Here is a 19,585-nt window from a genome sequence, read left to right on the forward strand (position 1 = left end):
CTTCTGTACAAACTGAAAAAAAATATACCCTTTCATAATTTCTATTTCCTGTTAATAACAATATTTGGCTTTGCAGGCATCTTCATTCCTTCACCAATATAATAACTCACATGTGGTGGTTGATTGTAAGCTACATTCTGCCAGGCAATACTTAAACGGTATTGCGGATTATGCATAAGTGTATACAATTTAATTTCTGTTGGAATAGATGTTGAAAATATCCGCAACTCCTTACTGTCGGTTGTGCGGCATACAAGTTCTTCTCTCCAGTCGCCAAACAAATCGGCACTCAAACAGGGATTTGATTTTGTTCCGTTATTACTAACACAGCCAAAATCTCTTCCATCAAATAATTTTACTGATGCACTGTTGATATAATCCCATTTACTGATGTTCACTCCATTCAACACTTCACTTAAAGCATCACCATCCCAGTAGATGCCCATATTACAGGGAGGAGTTTTTTCAGCAATCTTATTTCCTTTGTTATCAAACATACCTGTAATTCCTGCACCAGCAACCCAGCATTCAAAGCCGGGATAGCGGGGATCAATATCCAACGCCAAAGCACGGCCCGGACCTTCACCATCATCGCCTGCTTTTACTGAAGCTTTTTTCCAGATTACTTCGCCTGTTTTTGCATCACGAAAATTTGCACCTGCATCACCGAAACGTTCCTGGATACTGAACACTTCAAGTCCGGGATGTTGCGGATCAAGATCACTTACATGCAATGCATCTGCATGACCGATACCAGTTGTGTATAATCCTTTACCGTTATCATCAACTGTCATTTGACCGTATACAATTTCATCTTTTCCATCATCATCTACATCTGTTACTGTTAAATTATGATTACCCTGTCCTGCATAAGGTTTATTACCGGATTCATTTGAATCAAACACCCAGCGTTTCACTAACTTTTTATCTTTTAAATCCCATGCAGCCAAAACAGTTCTTGTATAATAACCACGGCACATTACTAAAGAAGGATGTTTGCCATCGAGATAGGCGATGCAGGCAAGAAAACGATCCATGCGGTTGCCATAACCATCACCCCACATGGTTTTTAGTTCGTATTCTGTTGGATTGAGAGAAGCTGGATATCGTGGAGGATCGTAACTGACAGTTGATATGGCAGCACCTGTTTGTCCGTTGAACACTGTAAGAAATTCAGGGCCACTTAATATATAACCACGCTGGTTGCGATAATCTTCTGTACTGTCGCCAATCACTGTACCTTTTCCATCAATTGTTCCATCAGCCGTTTTCATTGCGATCTCAGCTTTTCCATCACCATCTAAATCATACACCATGAACTGTGTGTAATGTGCACCTTCACGGATATTTTTTCCAAGATTGATCTGCCACAAAAAAGTTCCATCCAGTTTATAACATTGAAAAATGGCGACATCAGTGATGCCTGCCTGTGAATTATCTCTTGCTCTTCCCGTCATGTGAACAACAATTTCATATACACCATCTCCATCCATATCTCCCACACTTGCATCATTGGCAGAATAACCGGCCGGTGTTTGCAGTGGAATAGATAAGTATGGTTTTGCCGCTGCCTGTAAGGTAAAGGATGAGCCCTGCTGTTCTTCTTTCTTATTGATGATTGCTTTTACTGTATAAATGTTTACAGCATTTGTATCAACTGATTCATCCGTAAACCCTGTTGCTGTTTGCAATGGAGCTTTGTTAAGCTTTGCTGTTTTTCCATTCACAGTACGATACAGGTTAAACGACAGATCATTATTTTCTGTGCCAAGTAAACGCCAGCTTACAAATACTTTTCCGTTACCGCTGTTAACTGCATACACACCACGGGTAAGATATTCCATCTGGTATTGTGCCTTCACCTGAAACAAGGCAAATAAGCAAGCAAAAAGCAGCAACTGTTTTTTCATTTTAAATTTTTAATTACTAATTATTAATTTCTACTGTTTTAGACGCTCCTGCTCTTCAATACCTGCAGCCGTTTTCTTTTTTTCTTCAGGCTTTGTTATTTCAATGACTGTATTGGTAAACTTCCAGCCTTTTGCAAACTCCATTGTTCCCAATGTGGCTGCTGACAGGTAAGAATTCAGAAACTGGAAATTTTCAATTTGGAATTCACTAATCCGTTTACTTCAAACCCTTTCTGTGCGTTGGTGATCTTTACATTCTGGATGTAAAAATTCTTTGCATAAGGAGTTCCTCTTTCAGCAGGAGTTACTTTTTGCAGCATGGATTTCCAATGCGGAGGAATTGTTTCCATTGTGTACCCTTTGGGCAATTCAGAATAACTGTAAGCAGGATACCAGTTGAGATTAAACTGGTACGCATTACGTACTGAATCTAAAACAGAGTTTACAAAATATACATCTTCCACTGTTCCCCCTCTTGTGGTTGCTGACTTTATCCGCAAGCCGTTATCGGTATGCTTTGCCACAAGATCAGTACAATAAATATGACGGATACCCCCTGATGTTTCACTGCCAAGGGTTACAAGCCCTGCTCCCCTGCGTGCAATAGATTTTCTGATCACCACATATTCTGTGGGACGGTTGACTCTTAACCCATCCCAGTCTCTTCCAGCTTTCAAACAAAAATTATCATCGTTGCAATCAATATCACAGTTTTCAATCAACACCCAGCTTGATGAATCCACATCAATACCATCTGTACTTGGACCGCTTCCATCTTCGTTATTTTTAATCACCACTCCATCAACAGTTAAGTTGTTTGAATAGAGTAACTGCACAGTCCAGAAACCTGCGTTCTTAAATGTTAACCCTTTTACTGTAACATCTGATGAACTTTGTACCAGCAATGTGCGTACACGTTTTACATCATAATCAACAATCCAGCGGAGTCCTTTTGCATCATACTCTTTTCTTGTTGTCCAGTATTTGTCCCAGCAGAATTTTCCTCTTGCATTGATAATTCCTGCACCGGTAATGGCTACATTCTTTACATTAATTGCATTGATCAGTGCAGCTGGCCAAATCATTTCAAGGCCTGCAACACGGGTATCAATATCAGGGTAGTCACCAAAATCTGTTGATCCAAGAATTAATACACCTTTGTCGATACGCAGATGAACATTGTTCTTTAAAAACAAAGCGCCTGTTACATAGGTGCCGGGTTTAAACACAACAATACCTCCGCCCTTTGCAGCACATTCATCAATTGCTTTCTGAATTGCTTTTGTATTCACCGTTACTGTATCACTTACTGCTCCGTAATTATTAACGGTATAAATTGTTTTGGCCGATGGGAATGATCTTGCACCCACTTTCTTCACCCATGCAGGTGCAATGGCAACCTGTGCAGATGCCTGTATCAAAAAAAGTACATGCGAGTAAAGTGAAAAAATATTGTCTGATTACATTCGCCATCTGTTTATTTTTTAATGATTTTTTGTGTACTTGATTTTTTCTTCGATTGTATTTTCAGAAAATAAACTCCAGGCTGCAACTCATTTCCTGTTTCTATTGTTCCGTTTCCATTTCCCTGTAAGATCAGTCTTCCATTTGTATCAAACACCTGGAAGGTATACGAGCTGTTCAGTTTAATAATAAATGATTTTACTGACGGGTTAGGAAATACATCAACTGCCAAATCTGTTACTGAAACATCTCTTACAGGAGTTGTTACATTATTCACCAGTTGAATGTTGGGTTTTGGTGCTGCAGCCATTCCTTCTCCCAAATAAAAGCCGGGATGTGGCGGTTGATTGTATGCAGCATTTTGCCACGCAATCGCTAAACGGTACTGCGGATCGTGCATGAGTGTATAGATGCGATGCGTTGTTTCATTCACTGTTGTATAAATATTCAGGAATTGATTATCGGTGCTGCGGAGAATGATCTCTTCTCTCCAGTCACCAAGAATATCAGCTGTTAAACAGGGATTCTTCTTGGTTGAATTGTTAGAACCTCCGTATCCCAAACCTGTCTGGTAAAGCGTTAACAACCGGTTTGAACTATTGGTATTGTAATTCCATTTATCCAGCACATCACCATCTAAAATTTCACGCAACAAATCACCATCCCACCACACTGCATGATTAATACTCGGGCGTGATGGTCCGATAGAATCACCTTTACAATTATAAAGAGTGTTTGTACCCCAGCACTCATATCCTTTGTAACGTGGATCAATATCACCTGCTAAAGCACGGCCGACATCGCCGGTTGTATTTACACCCCAAATTGATTGACCTGTTGCAGCATCAATTATACGTAATCCTTTGCCTGCATACTTTGCAGGTTCCTCATAACACTGCCAAATTTCTAAACCCGGACGATCAGGATCCATATCTGTCATGTGCAATGCATCTCCATGTCCCAATCCATTGGAGAAAAAACCAGTGCCATCATAATTCACAGCACTTGAACCATTATATATTTCATCTTTACCATCAGCCATTTGCATCTCCAACCGTCATCTGGTGATTACCCATTCCTGCGTAGCTGCCATTACCTGATGTATTACTGTCAAAGATCCAGCGCTGTACAAGTTGCCCGTTTGTAAAGTCCCATGCACTGCGAACAAGTCTTGTATAATATCCACGACCAAAGATCATACTTGGTTTTACTCCATCGAGATAAGCAACACAGGCAATAAAACGATCAACACGGTTGCCATAACTATCACCCCAACTGCTAACTGTTCCTCTTGCAGGAGTATAATTTTTTGTATCCATTGCAGCTCCTGTTAAACCATTGAACACTGTTAAGTATTCAGGACCGGATAAAATATACCCACTTCCATTGCGGTAATCTTTTGTTCCATCGCCTATTACTGTTCCAATACCATCTTTTGTACCATCACCGGTTTTGCAGGCCACTTCAGCTTTACCATCGCTATCAAAATCATAAACCAAAAACTGTGTGTAATGTGCTCCTGCACGGATATTAATTCCTAAATCAATTCGCCAAAGTCTTGTTCCATTCAGTTTATATGCATCGAGGTATACATTTCCGGTATAACCTGATTGTGAATTATCTTTTGAATTTGTGGGATCCCACTTTAAAATAATTTCATATTCACCATCTCCATCCACATCCCCCACACTTGCATCATTGGCAGTGTAAGTATAAGCAACTGCATCCGGAGTTGTTCCGCCCACCGGTTGCTGTATCGGAATCTGCTTGTATTGCTGCGACCAGACAGCTGTTGCTTTACTATTTGTTTCTTCTGTTCCGTTGATCACTGCCTTTACTACATAATTTCCATTTACAGAAACGTTATCCTTATAATTGGTTGCACCGGTTACTGGAGTTGCATTAATTTTAACAGCATCACGGTAAATATTAAAAGTTGTATTGTCAGGATCAGTACCGAATAAACGCCAGCTGAGAAATACTTCATTGGCACTTGTACGCACAGCCACTGTGCCCCTGTCAAGGTTCTCCATCAATCGCTGTGCAAAAACAGTTTGCTGCAAAAAGCAGAACAAAACAGTTACTGTAACTACTGTAATTTTTTTATTTATATGAATCCACATGCTGATCATTTCTGTTTCAATTCATTATCAGTTACTGAATCTGTCTGTACGGAAAGGCATAGCAGGCAGTCCATCTTTATTAAACAAGTTGGGCTGTGCTGCTTCATTCCATGCAAAGCGTATATACTTTGGCTTTTTTATTTCTGCTGAAAAAACTTCAACTCTATTATTTTTTATCACCGCAGTTGCAGGTACAAATATTCCATCCTTCCCTGCAATGCTGAACCAGCTTAACGGTTGCCCATCGCTGCTGATTAATCCATTTCCTGCATGTGAAAAACTGAGTATAAGTTTATTCCTTTTTCTTTTTACTGATTTAATAACAGGGCCTGATGACTCACCCACATTATGATCATACTCTCTTGCTAATGCTTTAAGTGCCAGGCGATGTGCAACTACCCATTTGTAAGAAGGATGAATATCTTTTAAATTATCAACCAGGTCGGTTGTTACAATCATATCTGTCCCAGGTATAACTGTACACATTGCCTGTGCTTCCCAGAATTTTGGCAATAACTCCGCACTATGCTTCTTAGGGTCTTTTCTTGATGTATATAAAAAAGGTGAAATCTGCACGGTATAAAAAGGTAGCGGATCACCATTGAATAAAGTCCTCCATGATTTCACAAATACTCCAAATTTTTCAAGATAAGTTGCCTGGTCTTCAATCATGCAATTACTTTCGCCCTGGTACCAGAGTACTCCTTTTACTGCAAATGGAATCAACGGTTCCATCATTCCTTTATACATCTGGCCCGGGTGCATTCCATCAATCTTAAATGTATCACTTGTAATAAATTGTTTAAATGCACCATATTGTTTGTATGCTGACGCTGGAGTCCATTGTTCAATTCTTGTTCCGCCCCATGAAGTTGAAATAATACCGATGGGCACATTTGTTTTTTCATAAATTTCTTTGGCGAAGAAATAACCGATAGCAGAAACATATCTTACAATTGTATCATTTCCATCTTTCCATCCTTTTGTTGGCAGTTCAGGGAATTTATTCAGTACACGTTCCACATATAAATAACGGATGGCACTTGGTTTGTTCGGTTTATTTACTTCATCTGCCGAAAGATCGGTTCCGTTTTTTGGTGCTGCATATTTTTTTAATCTTCTGTCTAATGGATATTCCATATTACTCTGCCCTGAACAAAGCCATACATCACCAACCAATACATTATGAAAAGTAATCGTTGATTCTGCTTTAATCACAAGATCAGCAGGAGTTGCAGAAAGTTGTAGTGGATCTAATATAACTGACCAGTTACTATCCTTAGTTGCTGTTGCAGTTTTTTGTTGTGAAAGAAAGGAAACTATTACGGTTGTTCCGGGATTTGCCTTTCCCCAAACCGGCAATGGGTTATCCCGTTGAAGAACCATATTATCTGAAAAAACAGCAGAAATTTTTAATTGTGCAACTGATCCGGATGTACAGAAAAGCAATAAACTGAGGAAAAGGAAACGAAACTCCGGCAAGCGAAACATGGCAATAGTTTAGCTGTCTAAAGTACTCACTCAAAGAAGCTTATCCGTCCTGCGGCATCCTGCAAAAGCAATTGTTTTCAGGCTGACATATAATATTTATGATGAGCGGTTTTCAAGTAAATTTGCGTTTTCCTTAAATCATTGATCACTATCTCACCATTACCAGGCCAGTATTCCAAACTGCAGATGCGAATTGCCGTTTCGGTCTTCTTTTTTTGTCAGGGAATTTGTTTTGCAAGTTGGGCAAGCCGCATACCTGATATTAAAACTACTTTGCATTTATCGGAAGCTGCATTAGGCAGCATTTTACTGGCACTACCCGCCGGACAATTGACCATGATGCCCTTCAGCGGAAAACTGGCTACACGTTTCGGAAGCAAATACGTGTTGCGGCTAGCTGCCGCCGGATATGCCTTAACGCTCATCATCATTGGATCAACAACTACATCCTGGCAACTGGCTTTATGACTCTATCTTTTTGGATTAACCGGTAACCTTTGCAACATTTCAGTAAACACACAAGCTGTAAATGCAGAAGCATTGTTTGGACGTTCTATTCTTGCATCCTTTCATGGTGTGTGGAGCACCGCCGGTTTTACAGGCGCCTTGGTTGGTTTGTTGATGATGCGTTTGGAATTAGTACCCATGTATCATTTTATGATCATTGCTGCGATTGTGATTACACTGAATATTTTATTTCAGAAATATCTCATCATTACGCCTACCAGTCGCTCTGCTTCTTCGTTTAAAAGATTCCAGATGCCGAAAGGTTTGTTGTTGCAATTAGGATTGATCGCTTTCTGTTGTTTGAGTGCCGAAGGTTGTATGTTCGACTGGAGCGGTGTTTACTTCAAAGAAGTAGTAGGAGTAAAAGGAGAACTGGTATCGTTGGGTTATGCTTCCTTCATGATTATGATGGCAACAGGACGTTTTACAGGCGATAAACTGGCTGAACGTTTTGGCCGTACGAAAATGGTGCGGCTAAGTGGTGTGTTAATCTTTACCGGTATGATGACAGCGGTATTATTCCCGAACATCATTATGTCTACCATCGGCTTTTTGATTGTTGGTTTTGGCGTAAGCAGTATTATCCCCTTGGTGTACAGCACAGCAGGTAAAGTAAAAGATGTGTCAAGTGGTATTGCCATTGCTACAGTTTCAGGTGTTGGTTTTCTTGGTTTCCTAATGGGGCCTCCGTTGATCGGCTATATTGCAGAGCTGGCTGGATTACGTTATTCGTTTGCCGTAATTGCATTGCTTGGTTTGGTGATCAGTTATATGATCAGTAAGATAAAGCTTGCGTGAGACTTATTTCGGTTGCCTTAGGTATGCTATATCTAAAGCAACCTGACAAATTTATTTTACTGAGCAGATATGGCATACCTGGCTCACTCACAAATTCTGCAACAATTCAAATTCTTTTCTGCTGATCGTAAAGATTGTTCCATGACGGATACCTTTTGGCAGGGAAATTTTATCTGAAATATCTGTCCAGTTAATCAAATCAGCTGATTGTATGGCTCCGTATTTATGATCACGGTATTTATCAAAGTAAACAATCCAGGTATTATTCAGCTTTAATGTTGTTGGACCTTCAGCCCAGTAATTACCGGTGATTGGTGCAGTTGCATTGCTGTAACCGCTGTTTAATTTTTTACTCGTAGCGATCTTAATATTTTTCTGCGCAGGTTCTCTTGTTTCATCTTTCAGAAACATGATAAACCGTTTTCCGTCAGGAACAATCGTTGCATCAATCACATTGAAACCTTTGTCGTAAAGTAATTTTGTTTTGCTGAAGGTTTTAAAGTCTTTTGTCAGCACATAATACATCCGATGATTGTAACCGCTCTCTACTTTTGGATCAGCTTTGTATTTACCGGAGATGGTTGTTGCCCAATAGATCATGTATTGTTTCTTCTTTGCATCATAGGTAATTTCAGGAGCCCAGCAGTTGCGTGCAGAATCTTCCTGCTGCATCACAGGAATAAATTGTTGTTCACTCCAGTGAATCAAATCAGCTGATGATGCATAACCGATTCCTTTCTCATTCCAGCTTACTGTCCATACCACATGAAACAAACCATCAGCACCACGGATAATGCAGGGGTCACGCATCAGTTTATCTTTTGAAACAACAGGCTTTAAAAAAGAGCTGTCATTCTTCAATGCTTTCCATTGTAACCCATCAAAACTGTAAGCAAGATGCAAACCATCCTGCCCGTTATTTTTGAAATAGGCAAACACACGAACACTGTCGCCCGACTGTGCAACTACTGCACTTAAAAAAAACAAACCAACCAGTGCTGTATAAATTCGTTTCATTGCTTTCTGTTATAAGTTTAAAATTTCATTCCAGATATTTTCCAACACAGGAATTCCATTTTGCAGATTTTTTCTCTTGCCTGCAGAACACGTTCACCGGGGTAGGCAATTTTTGCTTCAGCATTCGCCGGAACAGACTGTTTATAATCTGCAATGACCCGTTCAATCAGTTGAGGAATGGATGAATGATTGGACAATTTTGAAAGATCAATTGCAATAAACACCTGCGACAAACTATGCTCCGTTTCTTTCTTTGTGATTTCATGTGCAGATAATCCGCCAGATAAAATTGCAGCAAGCAAATCCAGCAATAATGAAAGACCGGCACCTTTCCAGTATCCAACAGGAACAGGACGTTTGAAAGCAAGAATTGCAGAAGGATCTTTTGTAAGCTGACCATGTTCATCATATCCACCATCAACACTCAGCATTTCATCATTCATGGCTTTCAGTTCCAGTGCACCATTTGAAAATTGTGAAACAGCCATATCAAGAACAATTGCTTCATGTTGAAAAGGAACTGCAATAACAAGCGGATTATTTCCCAGCCTTGCATCAACAGCACCCCATGCCGGCATGAGGCCGGTAGTGTTTGTCCATCCTATAAATACAAAACCTTTCTTTGCTGCCTGCCATCCGTAAGTTCCGCCACGCATCCAGTGATTGGTATTTGATAAAGCCACACAACCAATTCCATATTCACCAGCAAGTTTCATGGATTGATCTGCAGCAAACTGTGCATTCAAAATTCCCGGACCAAGCTGTCCGTTCCATTGCTCCATTCCATTGAACTTTCCTGTAAGCACCGGTTCTGCATTCTTATCTACAATTCCATTTCTTGTATATTCTACAAACCGTTTAAACCTGTTCACGCCATGAGAAGTAACACCATCCATACTGCTTTGTGTAAATACCTCTGCAAGCATCTTTGATTTTTCTGCTGCAAACCCTTCCCTGTTGAGAATTGACTCAAACCTCGCTGACATTTCAGATGCCTTAATATAAACAGTTTGATTACTCATTTAAATGTTTAATGAAATGGATCACCTGATTAAAGTTACACTCATCAGTCCAATCACCACATCATTGGCAATGGTTTGCAATTTTAATTCTTTCAGGGTTTTATTTTTATTCAATGGCAGATCTAAAACCGTAGCTGCCCCGCCATCAATCATTTTTCCTTTGTAAGCTGCAATAGTGTTATCGTAGTCAGATACAATTTTTCCTGTCTTTAAATGAATACGTACAGGTCGTGCTGCATCAATGGTAAAAGCAAACCCATCATCCATATAATCCTGCTCGATGGGCCACCATGTTTCAGGGTTTTTCAACAATAATGTATCGGATGTATTATCAGTATAGGATATGATCACCGCAGCATTCACCATCCTGCTTTGCATCGGGTTGGTCGATCCTGCCATCAGCAAATAAGCATGCGATGCTTTGCCTGTTAGCGGAACGATAGCTTCTTTGGGATAATTATCCCATTGAGAAGTAAACAGGATATTTGATTGTAACGTATCTGAAGGAGTGGCGAAAGAAATACCCTGCGGTAAAACGATCCTGTTTGATTCACCTGCTAATTTCCTTAAACCTCTGTCATTGATGTCAGCCGTTAATAATGGATGCGTCCATTCTCCGATTCCCTGTGTAGGTAATTGCAGTGTAGCTACCTGTGGTCTTGGTGAGAGATACTGGTTCCTGAATATTTTCGTGACTTTATCGTTAAACAGTTTCGTTAAATCGACCTGTTCAGTTTTCCCAAACGGTTGATCTGTATTCCAATTAACGATTTGTTGATGAACTGTGGTTTCATTCGCTACAAAAGAAATGGTATTGGAACCGGGAATAACATACTGCTTTTCTACATTCGCTTGCTTGTAACTACCATTGGGCTGTAATTCCAATACTCTGGTAAATGGATGAACATCTGAATTAATGATCAGATTTCCCTTTAGTATTGAATTGCTGTTATTAACGATACTGAATTCCAGGCTGTTCCTTGGCTGATTGAAGGAAGCTGTTATTTCAACGGCATCTTTCACAGTTATATCCAACGGTTGCCACCAAATGAAATCATTCTGTTTCAGCTTTACAAAAACAGTATAGCTTCCTTTCACAGCATTGATTACTGCTGAAACTTTTTCCTTATTGTTTTGTACCGATTGTAAGATTTGCTGCGGATCGGATATGCTTTGAATTTCAGTACCGGAAAATTGCAAATTAAGTTTTGCTCCGTTTGTATAATGTGGTTGCAGACCAGATACCGCTGTGCTGTTTCCTGACCATATGATGCTGATGACATATTTATCCTGTACTCCACTGCTCACTTCAATTGCAGGCGATCCTATTACATCTTCAACATTTTTCCATGTTGTTTTTTTACCGTTCACTATTACAGACTGAACATTGGCTCCATTTGCTTTTACTACTAATTTCAATTTCATCTTTTTTCCGAGAGATGGAATAATGGTATAACGATCTTCTTTGCCGTTTCGTTTAAAATCAACACTAATATCAGGTACGCTGATGGATGCATGATTCCATGCGGAAGGGAAACCAGGCTTTATTACCAGTTCTCCTTTCAAAGCATTCGGTAAGATTCCAAACAAGCCTTCAACCAGGCTTCTTGCAGTCATTGCAACTGGATCAGCAAAATCACGGTAAGATTCACCACGGGCAGCATCATAAAAAGATATTTGTCCGATGTTACCTGCACTGCCACCGAGATACATGGTAGATAATAATTCACTCTTAAATAAATTAAACCCTTTTTCATTTCTTCCGGCCTGCCAGTTGGCCAATGCAGTATGCATCACTTCCGCAGTAGCCACATTATTCAAACTCCATTCGTAAGGCATCCAGTTTGTTGTACTTACTGTATAATAACCATCTTCCAGTCCTTTTGCTGTTACAGGAATATGCGGAATATTTTTATCGATATATTTCATGCTTTGATATGCCTGGAAAAGATCCGGCACATCACTGTCAATACTGTGATACATGGTCCATAATCCAGCACTTGTATGCAACAACTTGTTACCCATCATGTCTTTAAATTCTGCATAAGTTCCTTGTGAAGGCATCCACAAAACAGTATTGATTGCTTTCAAAATTTTGGCAGCTTCTGCTTCATAAGCAGTTCCATCTTCACCAATCAGTTTTGCAATCATTGCTGCATCCCTGTTGGCTTTATAATTATAAGCTGATGAATGTGTAACTGCTCCTCCACTGTATTGCAATGCATCGCTTGCCCAGATGACTGCATACGCATCGTAGAGCCCATCATTATCAGGATCAAAATTTCTTTTCTCCCATGCAAGATGCCGGGTAATAACAGGCCATATTTCTTTTGCAAAAGTTAAATCACCTGTCCAGAATAAATGACGCAGCAATGCATCAATATAAACCAGGTTCATATCATAATGATGAGCACGGATATCACCATTTGGATTACGACAAATATATCCGCTGGTAAAAACAGAGGTCCCGATTTTTTCCAGTGTTCTTGCAAGGTGCAGTGCTGTATCCATTACAAGAGGGCCAGTCAAAGGTGCAGTAATTTGCGATAAAGCATATGCTTTAAAATGTGTGTTTGCCCTGTCGTGCCAACTCAACACATCACCAACATACGGACCACGCCATCCATTTAAACGCATCCTCCACCCAATAGAACCATGCATGAATGTTGGATTTTCCCAAACAGCATCTGCTGTAATTCCTAAAACTCCACCTAATGTGTTGATGTATTTATCCGGAGTAACTACTTTAACCCGATCAGCAATCTTACGTCTTGCAGCCTCTGCTTTGCTGTATATTTTTTCAGATTCAGTATAAGAAATCGATTTTTTACTGCCGGGTTTTTGGATGGCGAAATAATAAACTTCATTATTTTTTACATCCAGTCTTCCTGTTATCAATGAAGCTTTGCTTTTTGCTGAATGATATAACAGATCCGGGGATTTTTGTTGTGCAGCATCCCCAATATGTAATTGCATGGAAGGAGGAACAAAACCAATCAGCTGTTGTTCTTTGCTCACAGTAACAGGTTTGACCGTATCAGTTGCAAAGTTTTTATTTACATATGGATCCCATTCAGCAACCACACCTGTTCCATATTTCAACAGGAAATTATTGTTGTTTATCACATAACTGTTATCCGTGCAGTATTCCGGTTTTAAATAAAAACTGCTTTCAGGATCAGGGCCCATATCACCATCACGACTGAATTTTTTTCCTGAGGCACCTCCATAAGCATAAATTAATTTTATAGATGATGGAACGTTTTCAAACTGCAACTTAATAATCACACCCTCTGCATCAGCCATGGCAAGAATACTAAGATGCAGCTTTCCTTTGCTCAGCATTTTATCTTCAATTACATAAATCATACTGCCGGGGCGGTAACGTGCAGTTATTTTATCAGCATAAATCAACCATTTGCTGCTGTCATTATTTGCCAGTCCGAATTTTATATTACCACCCATGCCCGGCATATACATTGCAAACTCCGGAAGATCACCAGCTTCTGCACGAAAGGCAGTATTGGTACCATACAAGGCTCTAGTGAAACGCCTGTTCCCATTCTCAATTACAATATCATTCCCTTCGGGATGATAACGAACCTGGCGTTCAATTCCATGCCATGATTTTTTCTCTTGACAGAATGAGAACTGCCATGCAGAAATTAATAGTGTAAGAAGTATAATTTGTTTCATTTAGCCTCTCCTCCCTTCCTCCTCTCCCGTAGAGAGGAGGCGGTACTTTAATTTTTTATTGAATCGTTTATCTACCACATCTGCTTTATCTATTTACTCAACACATCAACCCAATTCTTTTAATCAGCTTTTGCGAAAAGCAAGGGCTGTGTGTTGATGGCCTTCTCCTTTGGAGAAGGTCGGGATGAGGCTTCAAGGGCTGTGTGTTGCAGTTCCCCCTTCAGGGGGCGGAGGGGTTTTAAAACATTTTCTTCAACCCTTCCCATTTCACTTTCCATGTTTTTGGAAAGCCTGCATTGATTCCTTTGTCTGCATCAGCACCTGTACACATCAATGCAACAGCATTCAACACACCACCATTGCCCGGCAGATAGATCGTTAAACGATCATCCTGGAAATTATGTCCATTGATTAAATACGTATTTGTTCTAACAGGCATCAGTAATGCATTTACTGCTTCTTCACCCATATGCAAACGTGCTGCTGTCATTGCCATCAGGGGATAATCCCAACCCCATGTTTCATTCCAATCCCATTTTTCCAATACGGTAAAATAAGTTTTTTCATTACCACTGTATCCAATCCGTTTGCAGCAGGGATCGTACTGTAAGCACCCAACACTGCCGGATGATCAGTTAAATACTTTGATCCTTTTTCATAACAGTCAGGTGTGTTGCCAGCTGCCAGATAAACACCGTTCAACTGTGGCAATGGTGCAAGATTGTTAATGATCTCATCCCATTTCTTTTCTCTTGGCAAACCTGAACGTACTCTCCATTGCTGTGCAACTTCCAAGGCCCAGCTCCAGTAAGACAATTCATAGGTTGGATTGAAAGTTGATACTGCATCAAAACATTCCTGCGCAGGGATCAATCCTTTACCAAGATTATATTTTTTTGTTTGTTGATTGTACGAAGGAAACGATGCCATAAAATCGGCTGTAGCAAACAATAACTCTTTGTACTTATTTAATGTTTTGCTATTTGGGTTATGACGATACATCAACTCCGCCATATAAATAAAATGCGGTTGTTGCCAAATGAGAAATGCACCAACAGAAGATGGAGCTTCATCACCATTATTATCTGTCATCTTTTGCCAACGCAAACCTTCAAAGCCTTGTCGCTTGGCAATCAACTTTGCTTTTTCCGCAACAGTAAAATACCAGTCGAGACTTTTTTCCATCAACTCTGGTCTTCCCCATTGTGCAAAATGCACGGCATGCCACCAATGCATTTCTAAATGTGGTTTACCATACCAGCTGTTATAAGTTAATCCTGTTTCCTGTGGCGGATAAGCAGATACACAGTTTACTTTCGTGAGATATTGTGATAACACAACTCTGCGTTCCAGTTCAAATGCTCTTGCTTCTTTTACCTGTGAAAAATCAACAGCACCACCACTTAACCAGAATTTTTTCCATGAGAGTTCACTGCTCTGTTTCGTTTTAGAATAGTTGGTGATGGTTGTTACAGGTTTCTTCTCTGAAAAACTGAAGCTGCATTCAAACAAACCCTTTCCAGACGTTGGTTGTAACAGAAAATAATGAGTGTCTGCTTTTTTAATTGTTGCAGACGAAGACCAATTCACATCAACATAATAATTAGTTGTATCGAATGTTCGTTTGATGAGTGCACTACCCGTACTACTTGATAATGTTGAACTGTGTTTTTCATCGCTCTTGAAATTATCTCCACCGTCTTTAAACTGTGCATTTGGATAAGGGAAATGCAAACGGACAGTAATTCTTTTATTGGATAGTAATGGTGATTCAATACGAAACGAAACAGCATCGTGTTGCTGATGTGCGGCTGTTGTAACTTTTACAGGTACACCTTCTACTGTAAAGTTGCTGATGATTACTCCCGTCCACAAATTCAATTCCTGGCTGATCTTTTGAATATCTTTTTCTGTTGCAAGCGTTCCATCATTCTTTTTTATTTCCAAACCAATATTGCCCAATTGCAAACGATGTGGATTAACACGAAAATATTCTACTGCCATCTTCACCCTGCCCCCTTCTTTCGGCTGTACGGTGTAAGAAATTTTTCTTCCTTCCAGTTCATATACTTTCTGTGCTTCTTCTACCCGCAAGTTTTCCGTATTGGGAAAGCTGTGCCAGCCCCATACCGATTGTGTTCCCAACGGCACTCCTTTTATATAGGCATCAGGAAAACTCTGCATACCTGTTGCATCAACTGTAAATGCGAAATTGCCATTGCCAACAGTGAGTGATGAAAGTGAATCAATCTTGTTCACTTTTACATTGTGGCGTTTCACTACTGTTTCACGGTTGATGGGTTGCGAGGTTGCCACAAAGACACTAAGGCAGAAAGAAGCGCAAAGAAGAAAAGAAGAAAAGTTGAATTTCATTTTATTGTTTTATCGCCACCAAGTTCGCTGAAACAAAGAAGCTTCATGTTTTCCTTTGCGTCTTCATGTCTTTATACCAATGATCAGAATACATTATCTACTGCCGGGCGACTATAATTTTCTTTCTGTCAGTTGTCTTTGGCATACCAAAATAGAAATACAAGGTACGCTTCTTGCTTCCGCTTACATGATTCAGTTCACTCTTTGGTCCGTACACTCTTGTATTGGTTGTTAAACCTGTTGCCAGTTTGGTACCAATCGGTGGAATGCAATCCAAAAAAGAAATATTCCCGGTTGGTAATTCAGGATGCGGTTTGGTGGCACTGCTCAATGCATAAAAATCAAAGAGACGGACAAACAATCCACTATCTGGTGATGCCACGTACAGTTTACCTTCAACCGTACTCAGCTCCATCCAGTTTACTTCCCCATAATATCCTTTAAACTCAGGATATACAGCAGGAGAATAACCCGTATGTGAGTTGTTATAAATATTCTGCCAAACATTTACAGGTGTACCTGCCAACCTGTTTTTCCATTGACGAACAGGACCTTTACCTAACCAACGGCTTGATAAAATATAATTCTCCGGATAATTAAAACTGATCCCTGCAAACGGCTGATCACCTTCCAGGCTGTACTCATATTCCATCGTTGTCCATCCGCTTGCGTTGATTTTCCAGCGAACATATTTCATGTTACCACTGTAAGTAAACTCAACAACAGAATTCGTTCCTTCCTTATAAGACCTTGATGATACAACGGCTGCAGTTCCTTTTACCAGTACAGGGCCGTTGTTAAATGATAACACATAATCATTCGCTGTATTTCTTGTTGTAACAAGGTTACCTGTTTTTTTATCCAGCACTACTGTTACTTCTCCCCCTGTGATTGAATACACCGTATCTGTTTCTTTAATAACCGTTGAATCATTCTTTACTGTAACAAAACCATTCAGCTGTACCGCATTACTTTTAATACTGGAAGTCCATTTGTAAATCTCCCTGCCGAAATTATCTTTCGCCACAATCACCAGTGCATCATAATTTTTATAATCAGCAGGTAACTGCAATTGCAATGATCCTGTTTTTGTTGCTTCAATGGCTGGAAAAGATGCAGTGCCTTTTTCTTTACGATATAACCATCAAAACGGTCAAAGGGTTTGCTGTAGTCAACCAATGCCCAATAAAAACTGCATTGACTGGTATTGAGAAAATGATACCGGTTTTCCAATTCAATAGTTCCATTAAAGTTCGCAGGCAACTGTGTGCCGAGTTTTAATTGAATGGGTGAAAAGATTTCACGCAGCGCATAAAAGCTTCCTTCTTTTTCACGGTGCGGACCAAGTATTCCATCGTTTGCATTCAAACCATTTGCATCCAGTGCATTATTTAAATCTGTGCGTACAATTGCTTCATCCACCATTGCCCAAATAAATACACCACCACTCTTTTGTGATTTCCAATGCAGGTTCCAGAAATCCTCCATTGCTGCGCCACCTCCACCATCATCCTGCGAATGCAGCATTTCTGTCGGCATATAAATCAATGAATCGTTCAGAATTTTTTGTGTACTGTAAAAGTCTTCGTAATGATTACCATCGATGCCGCTAAAATGATTACCCGGTCGATGATGCGGATGAATGACAGGACGTTTTTGAAAATCCCATTTTGTAAAATCATCATCCAGTTCTTTGTTGGTGCCGCCTTCATTTCCATTGTCCCAGAAAATAATGGAAGGATGATTCAGATCACGCAACACCAGTTCTTTTACCAATGGTTCACCTGCTTTTGCTGAATAGAATTTTTGCCAGCCGGCTAATTCATTCAATACATAAATACCGAGACTATCACAAAGCTGTAAAAATATTTATCAGGCGGATAATGACTGCAGCGAACTGCATTCATATTCATTTCTTTCAATAGTAATGCATCAGTCAATTCCTGTTCTTTACTCAGCGATCTTGCAGTTTCAGGCCACCAGCAATGTCGGTTCACACCTTTAAATTTCACCTGTGTACCGTTGATATAAATACCCTGTCCATATTTTATTTCAATGGTGCGGAAACCAAACTTCTCATTCAGTTCATATAATTTTTTACCGGAAGCATCCTGCAGAACTACATTAGCAGAATATAAGTTCGGTAATTCAGATGTCCATGTTTTAATATTGGGAACCTGTGCTGATACAATTACATTTTCATCTGCTTTTGATACAGAAGTTTTTACTGTAGAGATCACTTTTTTATTTACATCCGTAATCGTTGTTAATACAAATGCATTTTGTAAAAGATTTTTGTCCAAACCTGCATTGCAAATTTGCCATCGGCTTTTGCATCAATACCAACATAGTCAATATACTGCTTTGGCGTTGCTTCCAGCCAAACCGGGCGGAAGATGCCGCCGAATACCCAATAATCAGCAAGACGTTCTGCATTGTTTACACTGGCATCACTGCTCATCTTGCTCACGGTTACTTCCAGTGTATTTGGTTTATCATAATTCAATAAAGAAGTCACATCATATTTAAACCGGTAGAAAGCGCCCCGATGTGTATCACCTGCTGATTTTCCATTGATCTTTACTTCAGTATCCGTCATGCTTCCTTCAAATACAAGCTGTATCAGTTTTCCTTTCATGGATGCAGGAACTTTGAACTGGTATTTATACATCCCCTTCTCATCATAGAAGCGAAAGTTTTTTCCGTTGGTCTTATAATCACGGCCGTAATTATAATTACCAAAGCCCTGCTGCTCCCAGCAGCTCGGCACCTGGATCTTTTTCCATTCGCCGCTATTACGACCTGCGGTGCAAAAGAAATCCCATTGAACAGTATTCTTTGCATCGGTGCCGGAGAGATATTGAATTTGCTTTTGTTGTGCCTGCAGAAAAGTTATGAGTAATAAGTTATAAGTTACGAGTAACCAAACTTTGTACATCTTGTTCATTGTTGTTGTTATTTATGTTATCCGCTTTTGTATTTCTATCATACTTCGTTGCGTCGCACTCTTGTACTGCAACAAATCTTTCAGCCTTCTCTCATCAAACGTTCCTACGGAACGAACCTCTGCTTTTTTATCCTGTTACCGATCAAATGTCCCTACAGGACATTTTCTCTATTCATCATTTATCACTTATCATTTATTGCTCAGTGCTATTCTAACCCCGTCCGACGAAGGCGTCTG

Annotated in this window: 6 protein-coding genes and 5 pseudogenes; 1 reads left to right on the plus strand and 10 read right to left on the minus strand. The window is 39.9% G+C overall.

The features are described from left to right. Nucleotides 1-41 precede the first annotated feature (41 nt). The 5 genes and pseudogenes from IPK31_21750 to IPK31_21770 all read right to left on the minus strand — a co-directional run bounded on the left by IPK31_21750 (nucleotide 42) and on the right by IPK31_21770 (nucleotide 6,988). On the minus strand, nucleotides 42-1,844 hold the full coding sequence (locus IPK31_21750; GenBank protein MBK8090306.1) for a rhamnogalacturonan lyase: 1,803 nt from the start codon (nucleotides 1,842-1,844) through the stop codon (nucleotides 42-44). Between the two features lie 242 nt (nucleotides 1,845-2,086). Then, a complete protein-coding gene (locus IPK31_21755; protein MBK8090307.1) occupies nucleotides 2,087-3,361 on the minus strand; it encodes a glycoside hydrolase family 28 protein in 1,275 nt (424 codons plus the stop codon). Between the two features lie 26 nt (nucleotides 3,362-3,387). Continuing rightward, nucleotides 3,388-3,684 carry a T9SS type A sorting domain-containing protein gene (locus IPK31_21760; protein ID MBK8090308.1) on the minus strand — a complete coding sequence of 99 codons (297 nt, stop codon included), beginning with the start codon at nucleotides 3,682-3,684 and terminating at the stop codon, nucleotides 3,388-3,390. Further along, nucleotides 3,658-5,497: pseudogene (locus IPK31_21765) on the minus strand (rhamnogalacturonan lyase). Before IPK31_21765 ends, IPK31_21760 begins: the two are co-directional and overlap by 27 nt. Before the next feature lie 27 nt (nucleotides 5,498-5,524). Then, entirely contained in the window at nucleotides 5,525-6,988 is a 1,464-nt protein-coding gene (locus tag IPK31_21770) for a sialate O-acetylesterase (protein MBK8090309.1), read from the minus strand. A gap of 186 nt (nucleotides 6,989-7,174) precedes the next feature. Between IPK31_21770 and IPK31_21775 the strand changes: the two are divergent. Further along, nucleotides 7,175-8,293: pseudogene (locus IPK31_21775) on the plus strand (MFS transporter). Nucleotides 8,294-8,380: 87 nt separating this feature from the next. On the opposite strand, the gene IPK31_21780 reads toward IPK31_21775, so the two are convergent. From IPK31_21780 to IPK31_21800, 5 genes and pseudogenes are all read right to left on the minus strand, one after another. Then, complete coding sequence (locus IPK31_21780; protein MBK8090310.1) at nucleotides 8,381-9,310, minus strand: glycoside hydrolase family 43 protein; 930 nt, start codon at nucleotides 9,308-9,310, stop codon at nucleotides 8,381-8,383. 9 nt (nucleotides 9,311-9,319) lie between these two features. Further along, nucleotides 9,320-10,332: pseudogene (gene yiaK / locus IPK31_21785) on the minus strand (3-dehydro-L-gulonate 2-dehydrogenase). 21 nt (nucleotides 10,333-10,353) lie between these two features. Then, nucleotides 10,354-14,028, minus strand: coding sequence for a DUF4450 domain-containing protein (locus IPK31_21790; protein ID MBK8090311.1), 3,675 nt, complete (start codon nucleotides 14,026-14,028; stop codon nucleotides 10,354-10,356). 238 nt (nucleotides 14,029-14,266) lie between these two features. After that, nucleotides 14,267-16,401 (minus strand): annotated as a pseudogene (locus IPK31_21795) (hypothetical protein). Nucleotides 16,402-16,484: 83 nt separating this feature from the next. Then, a pseudogene (locus IPK31_21800) lies at nucleotides 16,485-19,348 on the minus strand (glycoside hydrolase family 2). Nucleotides 19,349-19,585 lie beyond the last annotated feature (237 nt).

This window comes from Chitinophagaceae bacterium (assembly GCA_016713085.1).
In the GTDB taxonomy this organism is placed as follows: domain Bacteria; phylum Bacteroidota; class Bacteroidia; order Chitinophagales; family Chitinophagaceae; genus Lacibacter.

Excerpts from the sequence above, each read along its gene's own strand:
- IPK31_21750 (MBK8090306.1), bottom strand. The coding sequence starts at position 1,844 with ATGGAATATCTTACCCGTGGTGTGTATGCAGTTAACAGCGGTAACGGA.
- IPK31_21760 (MBK8090308.1), bottom strand. The coding sequence starts at position 3,684 with ATGGCTGCAGCACCAAAACCCAACATTCAACTGGTGAATAATGTAACA.
- IPK31_21770 (MBK8090309.1), bottom strand. The coding sequence starts at position 6,988 with ATGTTTCGCTTGCCGGAGTTTCGTTTCCTTTTCCTCAGTTTATTGCTT.
- IPK31_21780 (MBK8090310.1), bottom strand. The coding sequence starts at position 9,310 with ATGAAACGAATTTATACAGCACTGGTTGGTTTGTTTTTTTTAAGTGCA.
- IPK31_21790 (MBK8090311.1), bottom strand. The coding sequence starts at position 14,028 with ATGAAACAAATTATACTTCTTACACTATTAATTTCTGCATGGCAGTTC.